Annotated in this window: 15 protein-coding genes; 3 read left to right on the top strand and 12 right to left on the bottom strand. The window is 69.9% G+C overall.

All coding sequences use genetic code 11. From position 1 onward, the window contains the following. Positions 1-50 precede the first annotated feature (50 nt). On the top strand, positions 51-509 hold the full coding sequence (locus tag NMN56_RS15665; protein ID WP_274043866.1) for a VOC family protein: 459 nt from the start codon (positions 51-53) through the stop codon (positions 507-509). Positions 510-539: 30 nt separating this feature from the next. On the opposite strand, the gene NMN56_RS15660 is transcribed toward NMN56_RS15665, so the two are convergent. The 9 genes from NMN56_RS15660 to iolC all read right to left on the bottom strand — a co-directional run bounded on the left by NMN56_RS15660 (position 540) and on the right by iolC (position 13,935). After that, entirely contained in the window at positions 540-2,918 is a 2,379-nt protein-coding gene (locus tag NMN56_RS15660) for an FUSC family protein (RefSeq protein WP_274043989.1), read from the bottom strand. Positions 2,919-3,042: 124 nt separating this feature from the next. Beyond that, positions 3,043-3,582: a hypothetical protein gene (locus NMN56_RS15655; protein ID WP_280842785.1), complete on the bottom strand. Its 540-nt coding sequence runs from the start codon at positions 3,580-3,582 to the stop codon at positions 3,043-3,045. A 281-nt stretch (positions 3,583-3,863) separates the two neighbouring features. After that, positions 3,864-6,164, bottom strand: a complete 2,301-nt coding sequence (locus tag NMN56_RS15650; RefSeq protein WP_274043864.1) for a DUF6571 family protein — start codon at positions 6,162-6,164, stop codon at positions 3,864-3,866. Positions 6,165-6,174: 10 nt separating this feature from the next. Beyond that, positions 6,175-6,732: a hypothetical protein gene (locus NMN56_RS15645; protein WP_274043863.1), complete on the bottom strand. Its 558-nt coding sequence runs from the start codon at positions 6,730-6,732 to the stop codon at positions 6,175-6,177. A 331-nt stretch (positions 6,733-7,063) separates the two neighbouring features. Next, the gene (locus NMN56_RS15640; protein ID WP_274043862.1) at positions 7,064-8,569 is read right to left on the bottom strand and encodes a CoA-acylating methylmalonate-semialdehyde dehydrogenase; all 1,506 of its coding nucleotides are present in this window, start codon (positions 8,567-8,569) and stop codon (positions 7,064-7,066) included. Between the two features lie 312 nt (positions 8,570-8,881). Then, positions 8,882-10,867 (bottom strand): 3D-(3,5/4)-trihydroxycyclohexane-1,2-dione acylhydrolase (decyclizing), encoded by a 1,986-nt coding sequence (gene iolD, locus NMN56_RS15635; protein ID WP_430542585.1) that lies wholly within the window; start codon positions 10,865-10,867, stop codon positions 8,882-8,884. Next, complete coding sequence (gene iolB, locus NMN56_RS15630) at positions 10,780-11,766, bottom strand: 5-deoxy-glucuronate isomerase (protein ID WP_280842784.1); 987 nt, start codon at positions 11,764-11,766, stop codon at positions 10,780-10,782. The genes iolD and iolB overlap by 88 nt, the downstream gene beginning before the upstream one ends. 58 nt (positions 11,767-11,824) lie before the next feature. Then, positions 11,825-12,706, bottom strand: coding sequence for a Cgl0159 family (beta/alpha)8-fold protein (locus tag NMN56_RS15625; RefSeq protein WP_274043859.1), 882 nt, complete (start codon positions 12,704-12,706; stop codon positions 11,825-11,827). A gap of 212 nt (positions 12,707-12,918) precedes the next feature. After that, a complete protein-coding gene (gene iolC / locus NMN56_RS15620) occupies positions 12,919-13,935 on the bottom strand; it encodes a 5-dehydro-2-deoxygluconokinase (protein WP_274043858.1) in 1,017 nt (338 codons plus the stop codon). A 274-nt stretch (positions 13,936-14,209) separates the two neighbouring features. Here iolC and NMN56_RS15615 point away from each other — a divergent pair, with 274 nt between their 5' ends. Further along, positions 14,210-14,404 carry a helix-turn-helix transcriptional regulator gene (locus NMN56_RS15615; protein WP_274043857.1) on the top strand — a complete coding sequence of 65 codons (195 nt, stop codon included), beginning with the start codon at positions 14,210-14,212 and terminating at the stop codon, positions 14,402-14,404. On the opposite strand, the gene NMN56_RS15610 is transcribed toward NMN56_RS15615, so the two are convergent. After that, positions 14,318-15,073: a DedA family protein gene (locus NMN56_RS15610; protein WP_274043856.1), complete on the bottom strand. Its 756-nt coding sequence runs from the start codon at positions 15,071-15,073 to the stop codon at positions 14,318-14,320. The two genes, NMN56_RS15615 and NMN56_RS15610, sit on opposite strands and share 87 nt — an antisense overlap. A 312-nt stretch (positions 15,074-15,385) precedes the next feature. Between NMN56_RS15610 and NMN56_RS15605 the strand changes: the two genes are divergently transcribed. Continuing rightward, positions 15,386-15,604: a heavy-metal-associated domain-containing protein gene (locus tag NMN56_RS15605; protein WP_274043855.1), complete on the top strand. Its 219-nt coding sequence runs from the start codon at positions 15,386-15,388 to the stop codon at positions 15,602-15,604. 481 nt (positions 15,605-16,085) lie between these two features. Here NMN56_RS15605 and NMN56_RS15600 read toward each other — a convergent pair whose 3' ends face one another. Both NMN56_RS15600 and recD2 read right to left on the bottom strand, forming a co-directional pair. Then, entirely contained in the window at positions 16,086-17,402 is a 1,317-nt protein-coding gene (locus tag NMN56_RS15600; RefSeq protein ID WP_274043854.1) for a citrate synthase, read from the bottom strand. A 150-nt stretch (positions 17,403-17,552) separates the two neighbouring features. Beyond that, positions 17,553-19,799, bottom strand: coding sequence for an SF1B family DNA helicase RecD2 (recD2, locus tag NMN56_RS15595; protein ID WP_274043853.1), 2,247 nt, complete (start codon positions 19,797-19,799; stop codon positions 17,553-17,555). Between the last annotated feature and the right edge of the window lie 28 nt (positions 19,800-19,827).

Here is a 19,827-nt window from a genome sequence, read left to right as displayed (position 1 = left end):
GGAGCCCGCGACCGAGCGGATCCCCGCCCGCACCACAGAACGGACGCGACATGCCTCTCGACTGGAAGCTCGTCATCGACTGCGAAGACCCCCATCAGCTGGCCCACTTCTGGGAGCGGGCCCTCGGCTACACCGCTGAGGACCACAGCGCCCACATCGAACGCCTGCACAGCATGGGCGCCATCACCGAGGGGCTCATCGTCACCGACGAGCTGCACGGGGGCCGCAAGGCATGGCGGCACGCCGCCGCGATACGTCATCCGCACGACGCCGTCGACCCCGACACCGGAACGGGTCTGGGCAGAAGGCTCCTCTTCATGACCGTGCCCGAGCAGAAAGAGGGCAAGAACCGCCTCCACATCGACGTCCACGCGGGCCCCGACGCCCGCGACACCGAGGTCAAACGGCTGGAGCGGCTGGGTGCACGGGTGCTGCGCGTGGTGGTCGAACCGGGCAGCCACCATGTGACGATGGCCGACCCCGAGGGCAACGAGTTCGACGTGCGGTAGCGCGGTGCCCGCGCGGGCACCGCCCCGCGCTCACCCGGTGTGGGCACCGCCCCGCGCGCGGACCGAGTGTGGGCGGTCCACCGCCTCGGCCAGGTCGTCCAGCGCGTCCGTGAGCAGCTCCGCCGTCCGCAGCGCGACGGGCGGCGGCGCCTCCACCTGCTCCCACCAGCGCGCCAGCGCCTCGTGCACGGCGCTCCACTCCAGCGGCTCGCTCTCCCGTACAGCGGCGACCGCCGCGGCGACAGCGGGCGCGAGGGCCGAGGAGAAGTCCCCAGCCCCTGCGTCGGGAGGCGCGTCCGAACGGGGGATCAGCGCCTCCAGCAGCATCGTGGCCCTGCCCATGGTGACCAGCGCCGACTGCGCGTCCGTCGCCGAACGGTGCGAGAGCCTGCCCCGGTGCCGTACCGGTTCCGACTCGGCTCTGCTGACGGTCTGTTCCCATTCCTGACGGGCCGCGCGGCTGTCCAGCAGCGCCTCACGCACCTGCCTCGGCGTGCGCTCGGCCGGCTGTGCGAACGCGTCCAGCACAGAGATGGCATAACGCCCGTTGGCCGCCAGCCAGTCGGCCAGCCGCTCACGCAGCAGCGGCGTCTCCCACGCGGGGAAGAGCGCGTAACTGAGCATCGCCAGCACCCCGCCCAGCGCCGTCAGCCCCACCCGCTCGTAGGCGGTCTGCGACCACTCGGCGCCCAGGATGCCGAGCAGGAAGACGACATAGGCACCCGTACAGACGGAAGCGATGGCATAGCCGGTCCGCATCAGCAGATACAGCGACGCCACGCTGGCCACCGCGAGCGCCGCACTCAGATAGATGCCGGGGCTCACCAGCGCCATCACCGTCCCGCCGAGGGCGACGCCGATCAGCGTGCCCACGAGCCGGCCCACACCCCGCTGGTAGGTACGGGAGAAGTCGGGCCGCAGCACCATGACAGCGGTGAGCGGAATCCAGTAGCCGTGCACGGGCGGCAGGGCCTTGCCCAGCAGATAGCCCGCCGAGGCGACGGCGCTGACCCGCAGCGCGTGCCGCATGATGGGCGAGGTCCAGTGCAGTTCGCGGCGGAACGCGCGGATGGCGACGGGAACGAGGCCGGCCAGGGTCGGCATGTGCAGATGGCGCTGCCGCGCGAGGGCGTGTCCTGAGCCGCCGCCCTGCTCGCCGACCTCGCCGGCGCCACGCTCCGACCCCCTCCTACGGAACTCCTTGCCTGCCTTACGGGACTCCTTGCCGTTCCTGCGGGGCTCCCTGGCGGCCTCCTCCTGCGCCCTGCGCTCGGCTTCCTCCTCCTCGGGATCGGGACCGTAGGGCCCGTCGAGGGTCGCGTCCACCTCGCGTGAGCGCTCGGGAAAGCCCTGTCTGCGCCCCCCGGCATCCGCCGTGTGCCAGGTGACCTTGGCCAACAGCCCGTGCCGGGTCACCTCGACGGGCTCCTGCGCCGCCTCCACCGCGTCGTCCGTCAGCGCGATCAGCCGCAGCGCGGCCCGCCGCGCAGGGCCGCTCAGCACCGGCCCGCTCTTGGGTACCCGCAGCACATCGAGCGCCTGGTCGGGCAGGCGTACCCGCTCACCGCGGCGTACGGCCCTGGCCGTGGCGTCCAGAACCGTCGCAGCGGCCGACAGCAGCTCCCGCACCCGGTCCCGCTCGGGCCCCACCATCGGGGCACCGCCGACCACGGGATCGGCGAGCGAGGCCAGCACAGGGCGGAACCGTTCGGCCATCGCGCGGTACCCCTGCAACTGCCGTGGCCTGCGCCGCGCCTGACGCGGAGTGACGGCAGCCGCGCTGCGCGCCTCGATCAGCGGCTCGGGGTCGAACGGCGCCATCGGGTCGTGCCGCAGCCTGCGCGCGTAGTCGGCGACCCCCGCGAGCGCGTCGGCCAGCGTGTCACGCCGCTCGCCCCACGGCCGTACGGGAAACACCACGATCAGCCCCGCCTGCACCACCCCACCGGCCGCGATGAGCCCGGCGTGGCCGAGCGCGCCCAGGACGCTGGTCGGCAGCGTGACGGTGATCAGCATGACGGCGATGTTGAAGGCGGCGACCACCCCCGAGGTGGGCCCTATCCCCCAGGCCATGCCCGCGAGAAACGCCCACAGCGCCAGCAGCAGCACAAAGGCGAGCGGCCACCCGACCAGCAGATACCCGAGAAACGTGGAGACCGCGAGCCCCGCAGCCGCCGCCAGCGCCAGCACCGGCCGGGGCCGCCAACTGCGCTGGAACGTCGCGATACCCGAGGCAAAGGCCCCGAAGGCGCTGGACACCGCCAGCTGCGGCGACCCGACCGCCAACGCGACCCCGATCACGATCGCCACCCCGCAAGCCCCCCGCACCGCGATCAACGGCGTCAGCGAGGCCCGCTCCACGGTCAACCCGGAGACAGCCGTCTCCTTGAGCGCCCGTAGCCACGTCAGCGGCGTCGTCTTCACAAAGATCGGCCTCGCACATCTCGCTGCATGCCCCCGAGAATACGGGGACGGACGAGGTCAGAGCAGGTAACCCCTGCCGCCGGGCCCCTGACACCGGATCAGCCCGGGCTCAGTCCTCGTCCGCGTGGCGCGCGGCGGCCTCGGCGGCGTTGGCGGCGTCGTTGTAGGCCCCTTCGAGTGCGATTTTCAGTGCTCCCATCGGGCTACCGGCTTCCTCGATGTCGTCTTGCGGCACCTCAAGCGCACGAGCACGGTCCTCCAACTGGTTGCGAACACGGGGATAGCCGTGCCGCTCGTAGTAGTCGCTGCGCTCGGCCCTGGTGTCCTCCGGCAGCCCGCTCTGGGACCAGGACGTGAGAGTCCCCATGACACGCCCCACCGACCTGGTGACGCGCAGCGCATGCCGACTGTCCTCGCCCTTGTCGAAGTCCGCCCGCGTCAGCGACTCGATCCGCGACCGCACGTACGCCTCCTGCGACGACCGCACCGTGCGCAGCGCCGCGTCGTTCCCGGCAATCGCGCGGACTGTGAACGCCAGTTCTGCACGGTCCAGAGAGGTACGCGACCCGTCCGAGGCGAGACTCTCGTACACAAGCTCAGGCCGCTCAGCCAACGCCCGCGCCAACGCCTGCTGCACCGGCACAGGCATCCGGTCGTACTCCTTGGCCGTGTGCCGCGCATAAGCGGCAACCTCCGCCCGCAATGCGGCCCGATCCCTCTTTCCCGCCCTCTCCAACCGAGCCGCACACGCAGCCACCGAGCCCCCCTCATCTCCCGAGGACACCCGCGCGCTGACCTTCCAGCAAAAAGCCCGCTCCCGCTCCTTCGCCTCAGCCACACTCCCGTCCGGCCACAACACAAACGCGGCCCCGCCGAGAACCAACAACACGGCAACCACGGAAACAGACAGGACGGTGATGCGCCGACTCATTACTTAAACCCTTCAGCGTTACGCTGAGTGCTACCGATGCCGGCGTTGTAAGCGTTTTCCGCACCGCTCCGAAGCTGACCATAGTTACTACCTGCATCCTGGAGATCAGCTTGCGGAACCCCAGTCTCCCGCGCACGCTCCTCCAACATGTCGCGGAGCCGAGGGTAGCCATGGTCAGAATAGTATTCGATGAGCTGCTCACGCGTCTTGTTCGTCACATCCTGATTGAGCGCTGCCGCGTGCTGCCCTGTACCAACGTCGATCAGCCGCTGAACCGAGTCACCGACGTACGGGATTCCAGTTACCGGAGCTCCAAACGCATGGTATTGGTATGTCTTGTTCCAGTTGTTCCGATCGATCTCCCCATCCCGATCGCTCGCTAGCACGGAAGCACGGATCTCATCAAGACTTCCCATTGTGCGACCGGATTCCACAGTCACATTCATCGCTTCTCTGGACTTGCCAGCAAAATCCTGCTGATCCAATCCCGCCACATCCTCGGCGATGATGCGGGCCTGAGAATCATGAACAGTACGGAAAGCCCCACCGTCTTCGGAAATTCCGCGCAGGAACTGGTGCATTTGCTTATCCGAAACAGAGACACCATTGGGATCGGTGGCATTACTGGAGTTGGAGTGATCCATGTCTACGCCGAGAATGTCGTGCACATCGTGCGGATACGCGGCAACGGCATTGGCCATGTTCTGGCGGAGGTTTCCGGGAATGGATTCGGGGTCGTGCTTGGCGTCCGCGCCGTAGGACTCGACCATGTGCTCGAACACCCGGATCTCCGCCTTGCTGTGCGTCCCGAAATCCTCGGGGGCGTCGGTGCCCGGCGCGTTGCCGGTGGCTGCGGCCTCCAGCGCTGCGCCGTAACCGCTGCGCACGTCAGGTGCCGCTTCGTCCCCGACCTGCACGATCTGGCTCATGCCGTTCGGGGACACCTGCGTGATCTTCTTGTCCACAAGCTCCCAGTCGCGCTCGTTCTTGAGGTAGTCCAGCCGGTCCTTGCCGTCGCCTGTGCCGGGGTCGAGGTATTCGGTGGCGGCGGAAGGGTTCTTGCTCATGACGTCGAGGACACCGTCCAGCGGGTCGTTGGCGAAGCGCCCCTTGCCGCTGTGGTCGTAGACACCGCTGTCCTTTCCCTTCTCCCCGTAGAAGTCGCCTTCCAGGTCCCAGACGTCCTTGTCACCGCCCTTTTTGGGGTCCTCGGCGGCGCGGATGTCGTCGGCGAAGCCATGGAGGAAGTCCCCGTCGAACTTGGTCCCGCTGCGCTGCATGAGGCTGACCATCGACTGGTATCCGCGCACCTTCTGGCCGCCCGCCTCGTCGGCGGCGAGTTCCAGGTCGAACTTCTTGAGGCCGACGTCCTTCATCTCCTCGCGCCATTGACTGGCGAAAGCACGGGCCGCACCGGGACGGGCCGTGCGGCCGTCGCTGTCCTTGCCGGTAGCGGACGCGAGCGCGGTGGCAAGGCCGCGGTCCAGGGAGAGGTAGTCCTTCTTCTCGCCCTTGGCGTCGAAGTAGGCGAGATCGTCGAGCTTGTTGTGGGTCTTGATGACTCCCTCGGGGCCGCCCAGGCTGTTGAGGAGGGTGCGGCTGAACTCGGGGTCCTTCTTGTTCGCCGCGACGATGCTGGTCAGTTCGTCGCGCTCCTTGGCATTGAGCTTGTCGCCGTCCTTGACCTTCTCGTACAGCTCGTCGGCACGGTCCGCGTTCGCGGCGCCCACATCGCTCTTGAGGGCACCGTTGAAGCCGTTCGGCACCCCCTTGTCCCCGTCGTCGGGCTCCGCGACCATGGCCCGGTGGATGTTTTCGTCAGCTTCGCGAGTGGCCTTCACCGCGTCGGCTATCCGCTTGTTCCACGCCTGTTCGGTCTCCTCGCGAGCGAGTTGGTTACGGCGGTAGGTCTCCGCTTTGTCGTCGTCCATCTTGCCGAGGTTGATGGTGCACTTGCCGCGGGCGTCCACATCCATACCGAACTTCTCCGCGGCGTCCCGCTCCTCGATCACGAAGTCCTTGCACGCTTTGAGGAGGGTGTACGCCTCATCCAACTGTCCGCTCACGGCGCGTGCCTCGTCCCGGGCGCCCGCGTACTCCTCCAGCGTGGTCCGGGCCTGGTCCTTGAATTTCAGGACCGAGTAGCCACGCCAGGTGTCGGCGTTCACGGCCGCCTTGACATGGTCGCTGTAGTGGGTGTGCAGCGTGCCGTAGCGGTCGCCCATCTTCTTCCACGCCTTGGACGCGTCCTGAAGAGGGCTGAGGTCCGCGTGGACGATGTCGTCATAGTCGATGGTCATGCCCGGCGCCTTACAGATCGTCCAACTTGCTCTTGGGTGCGGACAGTCCCGGCGGTGCGTCGAACCCGGCGCCGGACGACGGGCGCAGCTTGTTGAAGCCGTTGCTGGTGAGCGTCTCGTTGTGCCCGAACAGCTTGTTGACGTCCAGCAGGGTCTCCCGCTCCGCCTTCAGCCGGTTCTCCAGGTTCTTGGCCCGCCGCCCGAAGCGCGACGCACGGGTCTGCAGGGCCGCGCGCACTCGCCAGCCCTTCAGCGTGCCGCCTCCGCCGGGGCGCACGCTGGACGGAACGTCCTTGCTACCCGTGATCGCTTCGCTGTCCTCGTCGGCGATCACCGAAGCCTTGTGCGTGTCGGGGCCGAGCGTCCGCTCGATGTAGCCGGCGGCCTTCCGCTTCATGGCCTCAGAGTGGGCGAGGTCGCTCTGTTGGCCACCGGGGGAAGCCGGCGCGAGTGGTCCGTACCGCGGAGGCGCGAAGGTGCCGCCCTGCTGTCCGAAGACCGGCGTCGTGCCGTCCCCGTTCAGCCGCATCGATCCGGCGTCCGCTGCCCCGTCCTCCGCCTGAGCCACCGTTCGGCCCCCTCACTCGTCATCCCGTCCGCATGTCCCGCTGACGGCCAGTCCGTCCGTGTACATGCTAAGCACCCCGCTGATGCGCGATCATCCTCGGTTCCCGGGTTCGCCCGAGCCGGGCACGGCCGGGCACGGCCGGTCGCCAGGCCCGTCCGGTCGCCAGGCACGTCCGGTCGCCAGGCACGTCCGGTCGCCAGGCACGTCCGGTCTCCGGGCACCCGCAGCGCGCACAAGCCAGGAGAGGGCCCTGCCCGTTGGGGCGGAGCCCTCTCCTCTTTGCCGGAGCGGAAGGGTCGGACCGGGACGGAACGAGTCGGTCCGCGTCGGGTCAGTTGTTGCTGGGGAAGCCGAGGTTGATGCCTGCGGTGTCAGCGGGGTCGGGCCAACGGGTGGTGATGACCTTGCCGCGCGTGTAGAACTGCACGCCGTCGTTGCCGTAGATGTGCAGGTCCCCGAAGAGGCTCTGCTTCCAGCCGCCGAAGGAGTGGTAGCCGACGGGGACGGGGATCGGCACGTTCACGCCGACCATGCCGGCCTCGACCTCCAGCTGGAAGCGGCGGGCCGCGCCGCCGTCGCGGGTGAAGACGGCGGCGCCGTTGCCCCACTTGCTGCCGTTGATGAGCGTGATCGCCTCGTCGTACGTCTCGGCGCGTACGACGCACAGGACGGGGCCGAAGATCTCGTCGTCGTACGCGTCCATGCCGGGCTCGACCTTGTCGAGGAGCGAGACCCCGGTGAAGAAGCCGTCCTTGTACTCGGAGGAACCCTCCACCGTGAACCCTGTGCCGTCCACGACGACCTCGGCGCCCTGGGCCGCGGCGCCGCTGACGTAGGAGGCGACCTTGTCGCGGTGTTCGCGGGTGATGAGCGGGCCCATCTCGCTGGCGGGGTCGTCGCCGGGGCCGATGCGCAGGCGTGCCGCACGTTCGGCGATCTTGCCGACGAGGGCGTCTCCCGTGTCGCCGACGGCGACGACGACGGAAACGGCCATGCAGCGCTCACCGGCCGAACCGTAGGCGGCGTTGATGGCGTTGTCCGCGGCGTGGTCGAGGTCGGCGTCGGGGAGGACCATCATGTGGTTCTTGGCACCGCCGAGTGCCTGTACGCGCTTGCCGTTGGCGGTGGCCTCGGCCTGGATGTGCCGCGCGATGGGCGTGGAGCCGACGAAGGAGACGGCCGCTACGTCCGGGTGGGTCAGCAGCCGGTCGACGGCCACCTTGTCACCGTTGACGACGTTGAGGACGCCGTCGGGCAGCCCGGCCTCGGAGGCGATCTCCGCGAGGAGGTAGGCGGCCGACGGGTCCTTCTCGCTGGGCTTGAGGACGAAGGTGTTGCCGCAGGCGATCGCGAGCGGGAACATCCACATCGGCACCATGGCGGGGAAGTTGAACGGGGTGATGCCCGCGACGACGCCCACGGCCTGCCGGATGGAGGACACATCGACGCGGGTGGAGACCTGCGTGGACAGCTCGCCCTTGAGCTTCTCGGGAATGCCGCAGGCGAGTTCGACGATCTCCATGCCGCGCGCGACCTCGCCGAGCGCGTCGGAGTGCACCTTGCCGTGCTCGGCGGTGATGAGCGCGGCGACGTCGTCACGGCGCGCGTCCAGCAGCTCGCGGTACTTGAACAGGAACGCGGTGCGCCTGGCGAGCGAGGACCGCGACCATTCCGGGTACGCCTCCTTGGCCGCGGCAACAGCGGCGTCCACCTCCTCGACGGAGGCGAGGGAGACCCGCGTGGGCTGGGCGCCGGTCGCCGGGTTGTAGACGGGCCCGAAGGAGCCGGAGACGGACTCGGCGGACTTGCCGCCGATCCAGTGGCCGAGGGTCTTCATGGATGCGCGACCTTTCTTGGGACGTAGCGGTGGAGCGGGCGGCTCCTTCGGAGCCGTGGAACACGCGGCTTCAGCGGGGTCGGCGGCTCCGATGGGGCTCATGGAGGTGGTGGGCCCTGTGGAGTTGATGGGTCCTGTGGAGTCGGTGGTTCCTCTGGGCCGGGAGAACCGGGGCGGGGTTGACAGCGGAGCAGCCGCTCACGGCAGAGGCGGCGACGGTCACCGCAGAAGTGCCGCTCACAGCGAAGGCGGCGGCGCACACCGCAGAGGTGCCGCACACCGCAGCGGCGCCGCTCGCGGCCGGGCTGCCGCTCACAGGTGGCGGCGCTGGTCGGCGCGGCGGCGGTCGTATTCCTCGCGGGCCCGTTGCGCCGCACCGCGTCGGGAGGTTTCCGCGACGACCACGTCCCACCACGCCTCGGCGCCGGGGGCCGGCACGTCGGGGTCGGTGTCGGTCTCGACGTACACGCATGTGGGCCGGTCGGAGGCGCGCGCGGCTGCCAGTGCGGTGCGCAGTTCGCCGTAGGTGGCGGCGCGCAGTACCTCCATGCCGAGCGAGGCGGCGTTCGCCGCGAGGTCGACGGGCAGCGGGTCGCCGGTGTAGGTGCCGTCCGGTGCCCTGAACCGGTAGTCGGTGCCGAAGCGTTCGGCGCCGGTCTGTTCGGACAGCCCGCCGATGGACGCGTAACCGTGGTTCTGGACGAGCACGACGTTGATGTTGATGCCCTCCTGGACGGCCGTGACCAGCTCGGTGGGCAGCATCAGATACGTGCCGTCACCGACGAGCGCCCAGACCGGCCGGTCAGGGGCCGCCATCCGAACGCCGATGGCGGCCGGGATCTCGTAGCCCATGCAGGAGTAGCCGTATTCGAGGTGGTACTGCCGGGGCGAGCGGGCACGCCACAGTTTGTGCAGGTCGCCGGGGAGCGACCCGGCAGCGTTGATGACGATGTCCGTCTCGTCGACGACGGAGTCCAGCGCGCCGAGCACCTGCGTCTGCGAGGGCCTGGCCTTCTCGTCGAGCGGGTGCGCGGCGAGCGCCTCGGCGACCACGCGCTCCCAACTCTCCTTCCCGCGCCCGTACTCGGCCTCGTAGTCGGGTGAGACCCGGTAGCCGCGCAGCGCGCCGGTCAGCGCCGTCAGCGCCTCCCTGGCATCGGCCATCGCCGCCAGGGCGCCGAGCTTGTGGCCGTCGTAGGAGGTGAGGTTGAGGTTGACGAAGCGCACGGCGGGCGCCTCGAAGAGGGTGCCGGATGCGGTGGTGAAGTCGGTCCAGCGGGTGCCGACGCCGATCACGAGGTCGGCCGCGCGGGCGAGTTCGTCGGCGACGGCCGTACCGGTGTGGCCGATGCCGCCCACGTCGCAGGGGTGATCGTGGCGGAGCGAGCCCTTGCCCGCCTGGGTGGAGGCGACGGGGACGCCGGTCGCGTCGGCGAAGGCGCACAGCGCGTCCTCGGCCTCGCTGTGGTGGACGCCGCCGCCGGCGACGAGCAGCGGGCGCCGCGCACCGCGCAGCGCCTCGGCCACCTCGGCCAGCACCCCGGGCTCCGGCACCGGACGCGCCACCCGCCACACGCGTTCCGCGAAGAACTCCTCGGGCCAGTCGTACGCCTCGGCCTGCACGTCCTGCGGCAGCGCGAGGGTGACGGCGCCGGTCTCCGCCGGGTCGGCCAGTACGCGCATCGCCTGGAGCGCGGCCGGGATCAGCGCCTCGGGCCGCGTGACGCGGTCGAAGTAGCGGGACACAGGGCGCAGGCAGTCGTTGACGGAGACATCGCCCGCGTACGGGACTTCGAGCTGCTGGAGCACGGGGTCGGCCGTACGACCTGCGAACGTGTCGCCGGGCAGCAGCAGTACGGGCAGCCTGTTGACCGTCGCGAGCGCGGCCCCGGTGACGAGGTTGGTGGCACCCGGGCCGATGGAGGTGGTGACGGCCTGCGCAGAGAGGCGGTTGTTCTGGCGCGCGAAGCCGACGGCCGCGTGCACCATGGCCTGTTCGTTGCGGCCCTGGTGGAAGGGGAGGGGCGCGCCGGGGCCCTGGCCGCTCTCGACGAGCGCCTGACCGATACCGGCGACGTTGCCGTGGCCGAAGATGCCCCAGCATCCGTCGATCAACCGGTGCCGTACGCCGTCGCGTTCGGAGTGCTGCGCGGCGAGGAAGCGGATGAGCGCCTGGGCGACGGTGAGCCGGACGGTGGTGTTCGAAGCGGTCACGACACGCCCTTTCCTTCGCCGGAATCTGCGGAATCCCTTGCCTTGTACAAAGGCAACCTTGGATCCACCGGTGTATCCGCCCATGTGCCACGGATCCACGCGTGATCAGGATGGTCGCAGATGAGCCACTCCCGATCCACCCCCGGACCGGCCATCACGTTGAGGTAGTACATGTGGTGCCCGGGCGCCGCGATGGAGGGCCCGTGCCAGCCGTCGGGGATCAGCACGGCATCGCCGGAACGCACCTCCGCCAGCACGTCCGTTCCCCTCCCCCGGCCGCTCGGGCTCACCCGCTGGTAGCCGAGGCCCTCGGTCGGGCCGTGCGGGGCGATCTCGAAGTAGTAGATCTCCTCCAGCTCGCTCTCCTCGCCCTCCCTGCACTCGTCGTGCTTGTGCGGCGGGTAGGAGGACCAGTTGCCGCCCGGGGTCAGCACCTCGACGGCGATGAGCCTGTCGGCCTCGAACTGCCCTGCGGCGGCGAAGTTGTTGACCTGCCGCGAGCACTGCCCGCTCCCCCGCAGCTCGACCGGTACGTCACCGGCCGGACCGTAACGCGCGGGCAGGCGCCGCGTGCAGCGGGCTCCGGTGAGCGCGAACCTGCCGCCTTCGCGGCTGCCGATCCGCACCCGCGCCTCACGCGGCGCGTACGCGAAGTCGGTGACCCCGGCGAACACGCTCTCCCTGCCCCGCAGTTCGAAGGCCACCTCGCCACCCTCTCCCCGCGCGTCCTGGGACTCGACGGATACGTCGGGTACGTCGGGTACGACGGACACCGTGCAGCCGCCACCGAGCGGGAGCACGATCCATTCGCTCTCGCCGGTCGCGAACTCATGTGTACCGCCCGGCTCCAGTTCCAGGACCCGCAGCGAGGAGTAGCCCCAGCCGGCCAGGGCTGGGTCGATGTCCAGGGCGTACGGGCCCGAGGCCGCGCTGCCCGAGGGCAGGTGGAAGCCGGTGTCCTTGTTGTCTGCGTGGTCTGCCATATCAGCGTTGTCTGCGAGGTCTGCCATATCAGCTCTCTCTCCCGGGGTGTCAGAGGTGTCAGAGCAGTCCGACGGCGGTGTCGACGGCCGCGCCCACATCGCCGTCGGCGGGGTAGAGCAGCGAACGTCCCACGACCAGACCGCGCACGGTCGGCAGGCTGAGCGCCTTGCGCCACTTCTCGTAGGCACCCTCCTGGTCCCCGTTCACCTCGCCGCCGAGCAGCACGACGGGGAGGGTGGAGGTCTCGCACACCCATGCCATGTCGTCGGGCTCCTCGGTGACAGGCAGCTTGAGCCACGTGTACGCGGAGGTGCCGCCGAGGCCCGAGGCGATGGCGACGGAGCGCGCGACGGCGGGTCCGCTCAGGTCGTTCTTCACCCGTCCCTCCACCCTGCGCGAGAGGAACGGCTCGACAAAGACCGGAAGTCGCCGTTCCGCCATGGCGTCGACGGCACGCGCCGAGGCGTGCATCGTGCTGAGCGAACCTGGATCGTCGTAGTCGATCCGCAGCAGCAGCTTGCCCGCGTCGAAACGGAGCCGTTCCAGGTCCTCGGCGCGGTGCCCCGTGAAGCGGTCGTCCAGCTCGAAGGAGGCGCCTGCGAGCCCGCCCCTGTTCATGGAGCCGAGCACGACCTTGTTCTCCAGGGCGCCGAGCAGCAGCAGGTCCTCCAGGATGTCGGCGGTGGCGAGCACGCCGTCGACGCCGGGCCGGGAGAGCGCGAGCGTCAGGCGCTCCAGCAGTCCGACGCGGTTGGCCATGGCGAGCTTGTCGTCGCCGACACCCAGTGCGCCGCGTGCCGGATGGTCGGCCGCGACGATCATCAACCGCCCGCTGTCGCCGACGAGCGGACGCCGCGCGCGCCTGGCCGCGGCCTCGGCGACGGCCTCGGGATGCCGGGCCCGCACGGTGGTGAGCTGGGAGAGGGTGACGCTGGTCAAGGAGGGCTCTCTTTCGGGTCGGCCGGCGCTCCCGCCGCGAGGCGGGGCCGGCACGGAGGGTCCGGCGAAGTCACGGACCACAGGGCGCTGGTGGGGGCGAGGACGTGGGGTCGAGGAGGCGGGTACGGGCTCACGAGCGGGTGCCGCACCCCGGGGCGGGACACCCGGGCGCGTGGCCCCAGGGGCCGGGCGCCCGGACGCGGCGCCCGGACTCATCCGCCGAGGAGATCCTCGACCTCCCGCGGGGCCGGCATCGCGGAGGAGCAGGCGAGCCGCGAGGCCACCAGCGCTCCCGCCGCGTTGGCGTACCGCATCACGTACTCCAGGTCCCAGCCCGCGAGCAGCCCGTGGCACAGCGATCCGCCGAACGCGTCACCCGCACCGAGGCCGTTGACGACCTCGACCGGGTGCGGGGGCACCTCGGCCACGGTGCCGTCGCGGTGGACGGCGAGTACGCCCTTGGGCCCCTGCTTGACGACGGCGAGTTCGGCGCCGAAGGCGAGCAGCTCCTCGGCGCAGGCCCGGGGCTCGCGGGTGCCGGTGGCGACCTCGCACTCGTCGAGGTTGCCGACGGCGACGGTGGCGTGCGCGAGGGCCTCGCGGTAGGCGGGCCGCGCCGCCTCCTTGACCTCCTCCTCGGTGGCCCCCGCGAGAGGGCCGCCCGCGCCTGCGCCCCAGAACATGGGGCGCCAGTCGAGGTCGAAGACGGTGGCGACGGCAGAGCCGCGTACCGCCTCGCGTGCCGCGAGCGCGGTGAGCGTGGCGCCTCTGCTGGGCTCCTCCGACAGTCCTGTGCCGGTCATCCAGAAGATCCGCGCCGCGGTGAGCGCCGCGAGGTCCAGCTCTTCCGCGTGGATCTCCAGATCCGGCGCCTTGGGCCGCCGGTAGAAGTACAGCGGGAAGTCGTCGGGCGGGAAGATCTCACAGAAGGTCACGGGCGTCGGGTAGGCGGCGACGGGTGTCACCCAGCGGTCGTCCACGCCGAATTCGCGCAGCGCCTGGTGGCAGTACGTGCCGAACGGGTCGGCGCCCGTACGGCTGATGACCGCGCTGGAGCGGCCGAGCCGCGAGGCGGCGACCGCGACATTGGTCGCCGAGCCACCGAGGAACTTCCCGAAGGTCTCCACCTCGGGCAGCGGGACCCCCGTCTGCAACGGGTAGATGTCCACGCCGATACGGCCCATGGTCACCACGTCGTGCGGCTCGGCCGGCTCGTTCGACTCGATCACGGGCGGTACCTCTCCTCAGGTCGTCCGGTTCCCGGCGTGCGGTCCGCGGTCCGCGGTCCACAGCTCATCGTCAGTCCTGCCGGAGACCACTGTCAATAGTTTGTCCTTACATACTGACGTCTCCGGAAGCCCGTGTTCCCGAAGCGTCACCGTCGTCACCATCGGACCGGCCGGGCGTCACAGTCCGCGCACAGCCGCTCCCGTACGGCCGCGCGGTCTCGTTCACCTGGCACTGGCTGACGATCAACAGCCACCCCCCAGGGAGGTGCGAGAAATGGCCGACCGAAGGCTCTGGTCGTACAAGGAAATCGCCGCGCACATCAGCGTCCAGCCGGACACGGTGCGCTCCTACAGGAAGCACGGCCTCCTGCCGTCGCCCGATCTAGTGGAGGCGGGCAAGCCCTACTGGTTCGCCGACACCATCCGCGACTGGGTCACCCGCAGGCCCGGGCACCGGGGAGGCCGCTGAGACCTCCACACCGGAGACCCCCCTTCCGTCCCCGATCACCGGGCCCCGGCCGCCCCTCTCCTCCCCGTGCGGCAGCCGGGGCCCCGTGCCGCCCTGGCGCGGAACGACGACCGCGGCCCTCGCACCCCTGCGCATCCCCCAGTGCACGGCCGAGGCGCTGCCCGCGAGAACGGCGGAGGCGCCGACGCCCACGAGCGTGCCGGTCAGGGTGCCGGCGAGCACATGCCCTCCCCAGTAGCCGACGCCGACGGAGTACGCGGCCCAGAACAGCTCGGCGAGGCCGGCGCCCACCAGGAAGCGGCGCAGCGGATAGCCGACGGTTCCGGCGGCCAGCCCTCCGGCGAGCCTGCCACTGGGCAGGAAGCGGACGACGAAGACGAAGGGCACCCCGTGGCGCCACACCCGTGCGGCCGTCCAGTCCAGCGCGGCCTTGCGGCGGGGACTCGCGGAGAGCCAGGCGCGTACCCTTCCGCCGGCGCGGCACCCCAGCCAGTGCACGGCGGCGTCCCCCACCAGCGCGCTGCCGGCGACCGTCAGCAGGACCAGCGGGAGCGAGAGCCTGCCGGAGGCGGCGAGCACTCCGGCGGCGGCGATGAGCGCGGAGTTGGGTACCAGGGGTGGCAGGGTCGTGAGCGCGAGCAGCGCATACGCCCACAGAGCGCCGTCCATCCGGACCACCTGCCTTCCACCCCGCCCGGTATGCCGGGCACCCACCCGCCTGTAAGCCAAAGCTGACAGGGGAGAAGTCGGGGCACAACGGCCGCACGACCATCCCCGGGGGAACTCAGGGGAAGGTCGAGCCACCCCCTAAGGGGGACCGGCGGCGGGTGACCCAGGGGAAGCCAGAGGGCTGGGGGGTGGGTGACTTAATACCTAGGGGGGGTATATCCTTGCCGTCGGCACACGCTGCCCGCTTCGCATTCAGGTCCCAGCGGACACGCACTGCCACACCAGGGCACGAACCGAGAGCGAGGACAGGCCATGAGCACCGTCACGACCACCTACAAGGTTTCCGGAATGAGCTGCGGCCACTGTGAGGGCGCGGTCTCCGAAGAGCTGTCGAGGATCGAGGGAGTCTCCGGCGTCCAGGCCGCCGCCTCCTCCGGCGAGGTCATCGTCACCTCCTCCGTCGAGCTGGACGATGCCGCTGTGCGCGACGCCGTCGACGAGGCGGGGTACGAGTTGGTGGGCCGGGCGTAACGGCGCCCCGTCCACTCCTCATCCACGTCCAGTATCCCCCCGGATGTCCCATACCGCAGTTCGGGGCTTCACGCACGGGGAGGCGGACCGGCCCAGCGAAAAGCGCCCCGTCGACAAGGTCCCCCCACGGGCCCGTCAACGGGGCGCTTCCGTTTCCCGGTCATGGATTCCCCCCACGGGATCCTGGCCGGGCGCTTGCTGGCTGCACGTACGGGCGGGAGGGCCGCTCAAAGCTCCCCGGGCACGTTCACCCTCTCTTCACACCGGATACGTCCCCCAAGACGTGTCCGGAGCACGGCGGCGCCTCCGCCGGGAGGCAGACGCCACCCGGTTAGACACACGACCCCCGCAAATGGTTACCCCCCAAAAACTGTGATCTACGTCTCTCCACAGAGCCACACAAACGGAAGACCCCGGTCCAATCGGACCGGGGTCTTCCGTCAGCTCTGTGCGCGTGGAACGCGCGGAGGCTCAACCGTCTTCAGCGGGCCTCGACGGGGACGTAGTCCCGCTCGACGATGCCGGTGTAGATCTGCCGGGGACGGCCGATGCGGGAGTTCGGCTCCTTGATCATCTCGTGCCACTGGGCGATCCAGCCGGGCAGCCGGCCGAGCGCGAACAGCACCGTGAACATGCTGGTCGGGAAGCCCATCGCGCGGTAGATCAGACCGGTGTAGAAGTCCACGTTCGGGTACAGCTTGCGCTCGACGAAGTAGTCGTCGGACAGCGCGTGCTCTTCCAGGCGGAGCGCGATGTCGAGAAGCTCGTCGCTCTTGCCGAGGGCCGAGAGCACATCGTGCGCCGCCGCCTTGATGATCTTCGCCCGGGGGTCGAAGTTCTTGTAGACGCGGTGCCCGAAGCCCATCAGCTTCACGCCGTCTTCCTTGTTCTTCACCTTGCGGATGAAGGTGTCGACGTCGCCACCGCTGGCCTGGATGCTCTCCAGCATCTCCAGCACGCTCTGGTTGGCGCCGCCGTGCAGGGGGCCCCACAGCGCGTTGATGCCCGCGGAGATCGAGGCGAACATGTTCGCCTGCGAGGAGCCGACGAGGCGCACCGTGGACGTCGAGCAGTTCTGCTCGTGGTCCGCGTGCAGGATCAGCAGCTTGTCGAGGGCGTTGACGACGACCGGGTCCAGGTCGTACTCGGCGGCCGGGACCGAGAACGTCATCCGCAGGAAGTTCTCGACGTACCCCAGGTCGTTGCTGGGGTAGACGACCGGGTGGCCGATGGCCTTCTTGTAGGCGTAGGCGGCGATGGTCGGCAGCTTGGCCAGCAGCCTTATGGTCGAGAGGTGCCGCTGCTCCTCGTCGAAGGGGTTGTGGCTGTCCTGGTAGAACGTGGACAGCGCGCTGACCACCGACGACAGCATCGCCATCGGGTGCGCGTCACGGGGGAAGCCGTCGTAGAACCGCTTGACGTCCTCGTGCAGCAGTGTGTGCTGGGTGATCTCGTTCTTGAACGAGGCCAGCTGGTCGACGGTCGGCAGCTCGCCGTTGATCAGCAGGTAGCCGGTCTCCAGGAAGGAACCCCGCTCGGCGAGCTGCTCGATCGGATAGCCGCGGTAACGCAGGATGCCCTGCTCACCGTCGAGGTAGGTGATGGCGGACTTGTACGCGGCGGTGTTGCCGTATCCAGAGTCCAGGGTCACCAGACCGGTCTCGGCTCGCAGCTTGCCGATGTCGAACCCACGGTCGCCCACCGTGCTGTCGACGACCGGGTAGCTGTACTCGCCGTCCCCGTACCGCAGTACTACGGAGTTATCGCTGTCGCGGTGTTCGCTCACGTCATCCCTCACCGACGTAGTGCCTCTTCTTCGAGGTGCCCTGACTCTCTCCACTTTCCCCCACTGAGCGCAGTGCGGTGCACTCGGGGTCAGCCAGAAGGCTCCATGGTGGCACGGAGTGCCGCCTCTTTTGAATATCCTGCACCCTCCAGGCCGTCATGGTCACCCCCCGGGGCGGTTGGCGCCCGTCGAGGGGACGAGTACCCCGCGCAGCCGGTGATCCAGCGCCGTGCGGCGGCGGCCCGCCGAGACCGTGCGGACCGCCTGACCGAGTGCTCTGCGCGACCCCACCAGCACCACCAGTCGCTTCGCCCGGGTCACCGCGGTGTAGAGCAGATTGCGCTGGAGCATCATCCAGGCCCCCGTGGTGACGGGAATCACGACCGCCGGATACTCGCTGCCCTGGGAGCGGTGGATGGTGACGGCATACGCGTGTGCCAGTTCGTCCAGCTCGTCGAAGTCGTATCCGACCTCCTCGTCCTCCTCCGTCAGCACGGTCAGCCGCTGGTCGTCGGGGAGCACGGAGGTGACGATGCCGACCGTGCCGTTGAAGACGCCGTTGGCACCCTTGTCGTAGTTGTTCCGCACCTGCGTGACCTTGTCGCCGACCCGGAAGACGCGGCCTCCGAAGCGCTTCTCCGGGAGGTCGGGGCGCGCGGGCGTGATGGCCTGCTGGAGCAGGCCGTTGAGCGTCCCCGCGCCGGCGGGGCCGCGGTGCATGGGAGCGAGGACCTGTACGTCGCGCCGGGGGTCGAGCCCGAACTTCGCCGGGACGCGGCGTGCCGCCACGTCGACGGTGAGTCTGCCCGCCTCCTCCGTGTCGTCCTCGACGAAGAGGAAGAAGTCGCTCAGCCCCTGAGTGACCGGCTGCGTACCGGAGTTGATCCGGTGTGCGTTGGTCACCACACCCGACTGCTGCGCCTGCCGGAAGATGTGGCGCAGCCGCACGGCGGGCACGGGCCCGTCCTCGGCCAGCAGATCGCGCAGCACCTCGCCGGCGCCCACCGAGGGGAGCTGGTCCACATCGCCGACCAGCAGCAGATGGGCGCCCGGCGGGACGGCCTTGACCAGCTTGTTGGCGAGCAGCAGATCGAGCATGGACGCCTCGTCCACCACCACGAGGTCGGCCTCCAGGGGCCGTTCCCTGTCGTACGCCGCCTCCCCGCCCGGCTTCAGTTCGAGCAGCCTGTGCACCGTGGACGCCTCCGCGCCCGTCAGCTCGGCCAGCCGCTTGGCAGCGCGGCCCGTCGGCGCCGCCAGCAGCACGCGCGCCCGTTTCGCGCGTGCCATCTCGACGACGGAGCGCACGGTGAAGGACTTGCCGCAGCCGGGCCCTCCGGTCAGCACCGCGACCTTGCGGGTGAGCGCGAGCCGCACGGCCTCGCGCTGCTCGGGGGCCAGCTCGGCGCCCGTTCGCGCGGCCAGCCAGGTGAAGGCCCGCTCCCAGTCGGTCTCCTGGAAGGAGGGCAGCCGGTCGTCCGGGGTGCGCAGCAGGCGCAGGAGCTGCGCCGACAGGGAGATCTCCGCGCGGTGGAAGGGCACCAGATAGACCGCCGTATGGGTGCCTGCCGGGTCCTCGGGGTCGGGAACGGTCTCGCTGACGACGCCCTCCTCCTCGGCCGTCAGCTCGGCCAGGCAGTCGATGACGAGGCCGGTGTCCACCGCGAGGAGCTTGACGGCCTCGGAGATGAGCCGCTCCTCGGGGACGTAGCAGTGCCCCTGGTCGGCGGATTGCGAAAGGGTGTGCTGGAGGCCGGACTTGACCCGCTCCGGGCTGTCGTGCGGGATGCCGACGGCCTGGGCGATGCGGTCGGCGGTCAGAAAGCCGATGCCCCATACGTCGGCTGCGAGCCGGTAGGGGTGGTCCCTGACGACGGAGAGGGACTCGTCGCCGTACTTCTTGTAGATCCGCACGGCGATGGACGTGGTGACGCCGAGGCCCTGGAGGAAGATCATGACCTCCTTGATGGCCTTCTGCTCCTCCCAGGCGGCGGCGATCAGCCGGGTGCGCTTGGGCCCGAGGCCGGGGACCTCGGCGAGTCGGGCAGGGGCCGCCTCGATGATGTCCAGCGTTTCGGTGCCGAAGTGGGTGACGATGCGGTCGGCGATGCGCGGGCCGATCCCCTTGACGAGCCCGGAGCCGAGATAGCGGCGGATTCCCTGGATGGTGGCGGGCAGCACCGTTTGGTAGTTGTCCACATGGAACTGGCGTCCGTACTGCGGGTGCGAGCCCCAGCGGCCCTCCATCCGCAGGGACTCGCCGGCCTGGGCGCCGAGCAACGCGCCCACGACGGTGAGCAGTTCGGCACCGCGCCCGGTGTCGACCCGGGCAACGGTGTACCCATTGTCCTCATTGGAGTAGGTGATGCGCTCTAGGACCCCTTCGAGCACAGCCGGCTGGAACGTCATGTCACAGACGGTAGCCCCGCACACCGAC

It is taken from the genome of Streptomyces iconiensis, from assembly GCF_028657195.3.
In the GTDB taxonomy this organism is placed as follows: Bacteria; Actinomycetota; Actinomycetes; order Streptomycetales; family Streptomycetaceae; genus Streptomyces; species Streptomyces iconiensis.
Note: the sequence above shows the minus strand (reverse complement) of the source record. Positions and strands in the feature narration are given on the sequence as shown.

Bases quoted from the DNA above. Each gene is read 5' to 3' on its own strand.
- NMN56_RS15665 (WP_274043866.1), top strand. From the start codon at position 51: ATGCCTCTCGACTGGAAGCTCGTCATCGACTGCGAAGACCCCCATCAG.
- NMN56_RS15655 (WP_280842785.1), bottom strand. From the start codon at position 3,582: ATGCCTGTGCCGGTGCAGCAGGCGTTGGCGCGGGCGTTGGCTGAGCGG.
- NMN56_RS15650 (WP_274043864.1), bottom strand. From the start codon at position 6,164: ATGACCATCGACTATGACGACATCGTCCACGCGGACCTCAGCCCTCTT.
- NMN56_RS15640 (WP_274043862.1), bottom strand. From the start codon at position 8,569: ATGAAGACCCTCGGCCACTGGATCGGCGGCAAGTCCGCCGAGTCCGTC.
- iolD (WP_430542585.1), bottom strand. From the start codon at position 10,867: ATGGGCGGATACACCGGTGGATCCAAGGTTGCCTTTGTACAAGGCAAG.
- iolB (WP_280842784.1), bottom strand. From the start codon at position 11,766: ATGGCAGACCACGCAGACAACAAGGACACCGGCTTCCACCTGCCCTCG.
- NMN56_RS15615 (WP_274043857.1), top strand. From the start codon at position 14,210: ATGGCCGACCGAAGGCTCTGGTCGTACAAGGAAATCGCCGCGCACATC.
- NMN56_RS15610 (WP_274043856.1), bottom strand. From the start codon at position 15,073: ATGGACGGCGCTCTGTGGGCGTATGCGCTGCTCGCGCTCACGACCCTG.
- NMN56_RS15605 (WP_274043855.1), top strand. From the start codon at position 15,386: ATGAGCACCGTCACGACCACCTACAAGGTTTCCGGAATGAGCTGCGGC.
- recD2 (WP_274043853.1), bottom strand. From the start codon at position 19,799: ATGACGTTCCAGCCGGCTGTGCTCGAAGGGGTCCTAGAGCGCATCACC.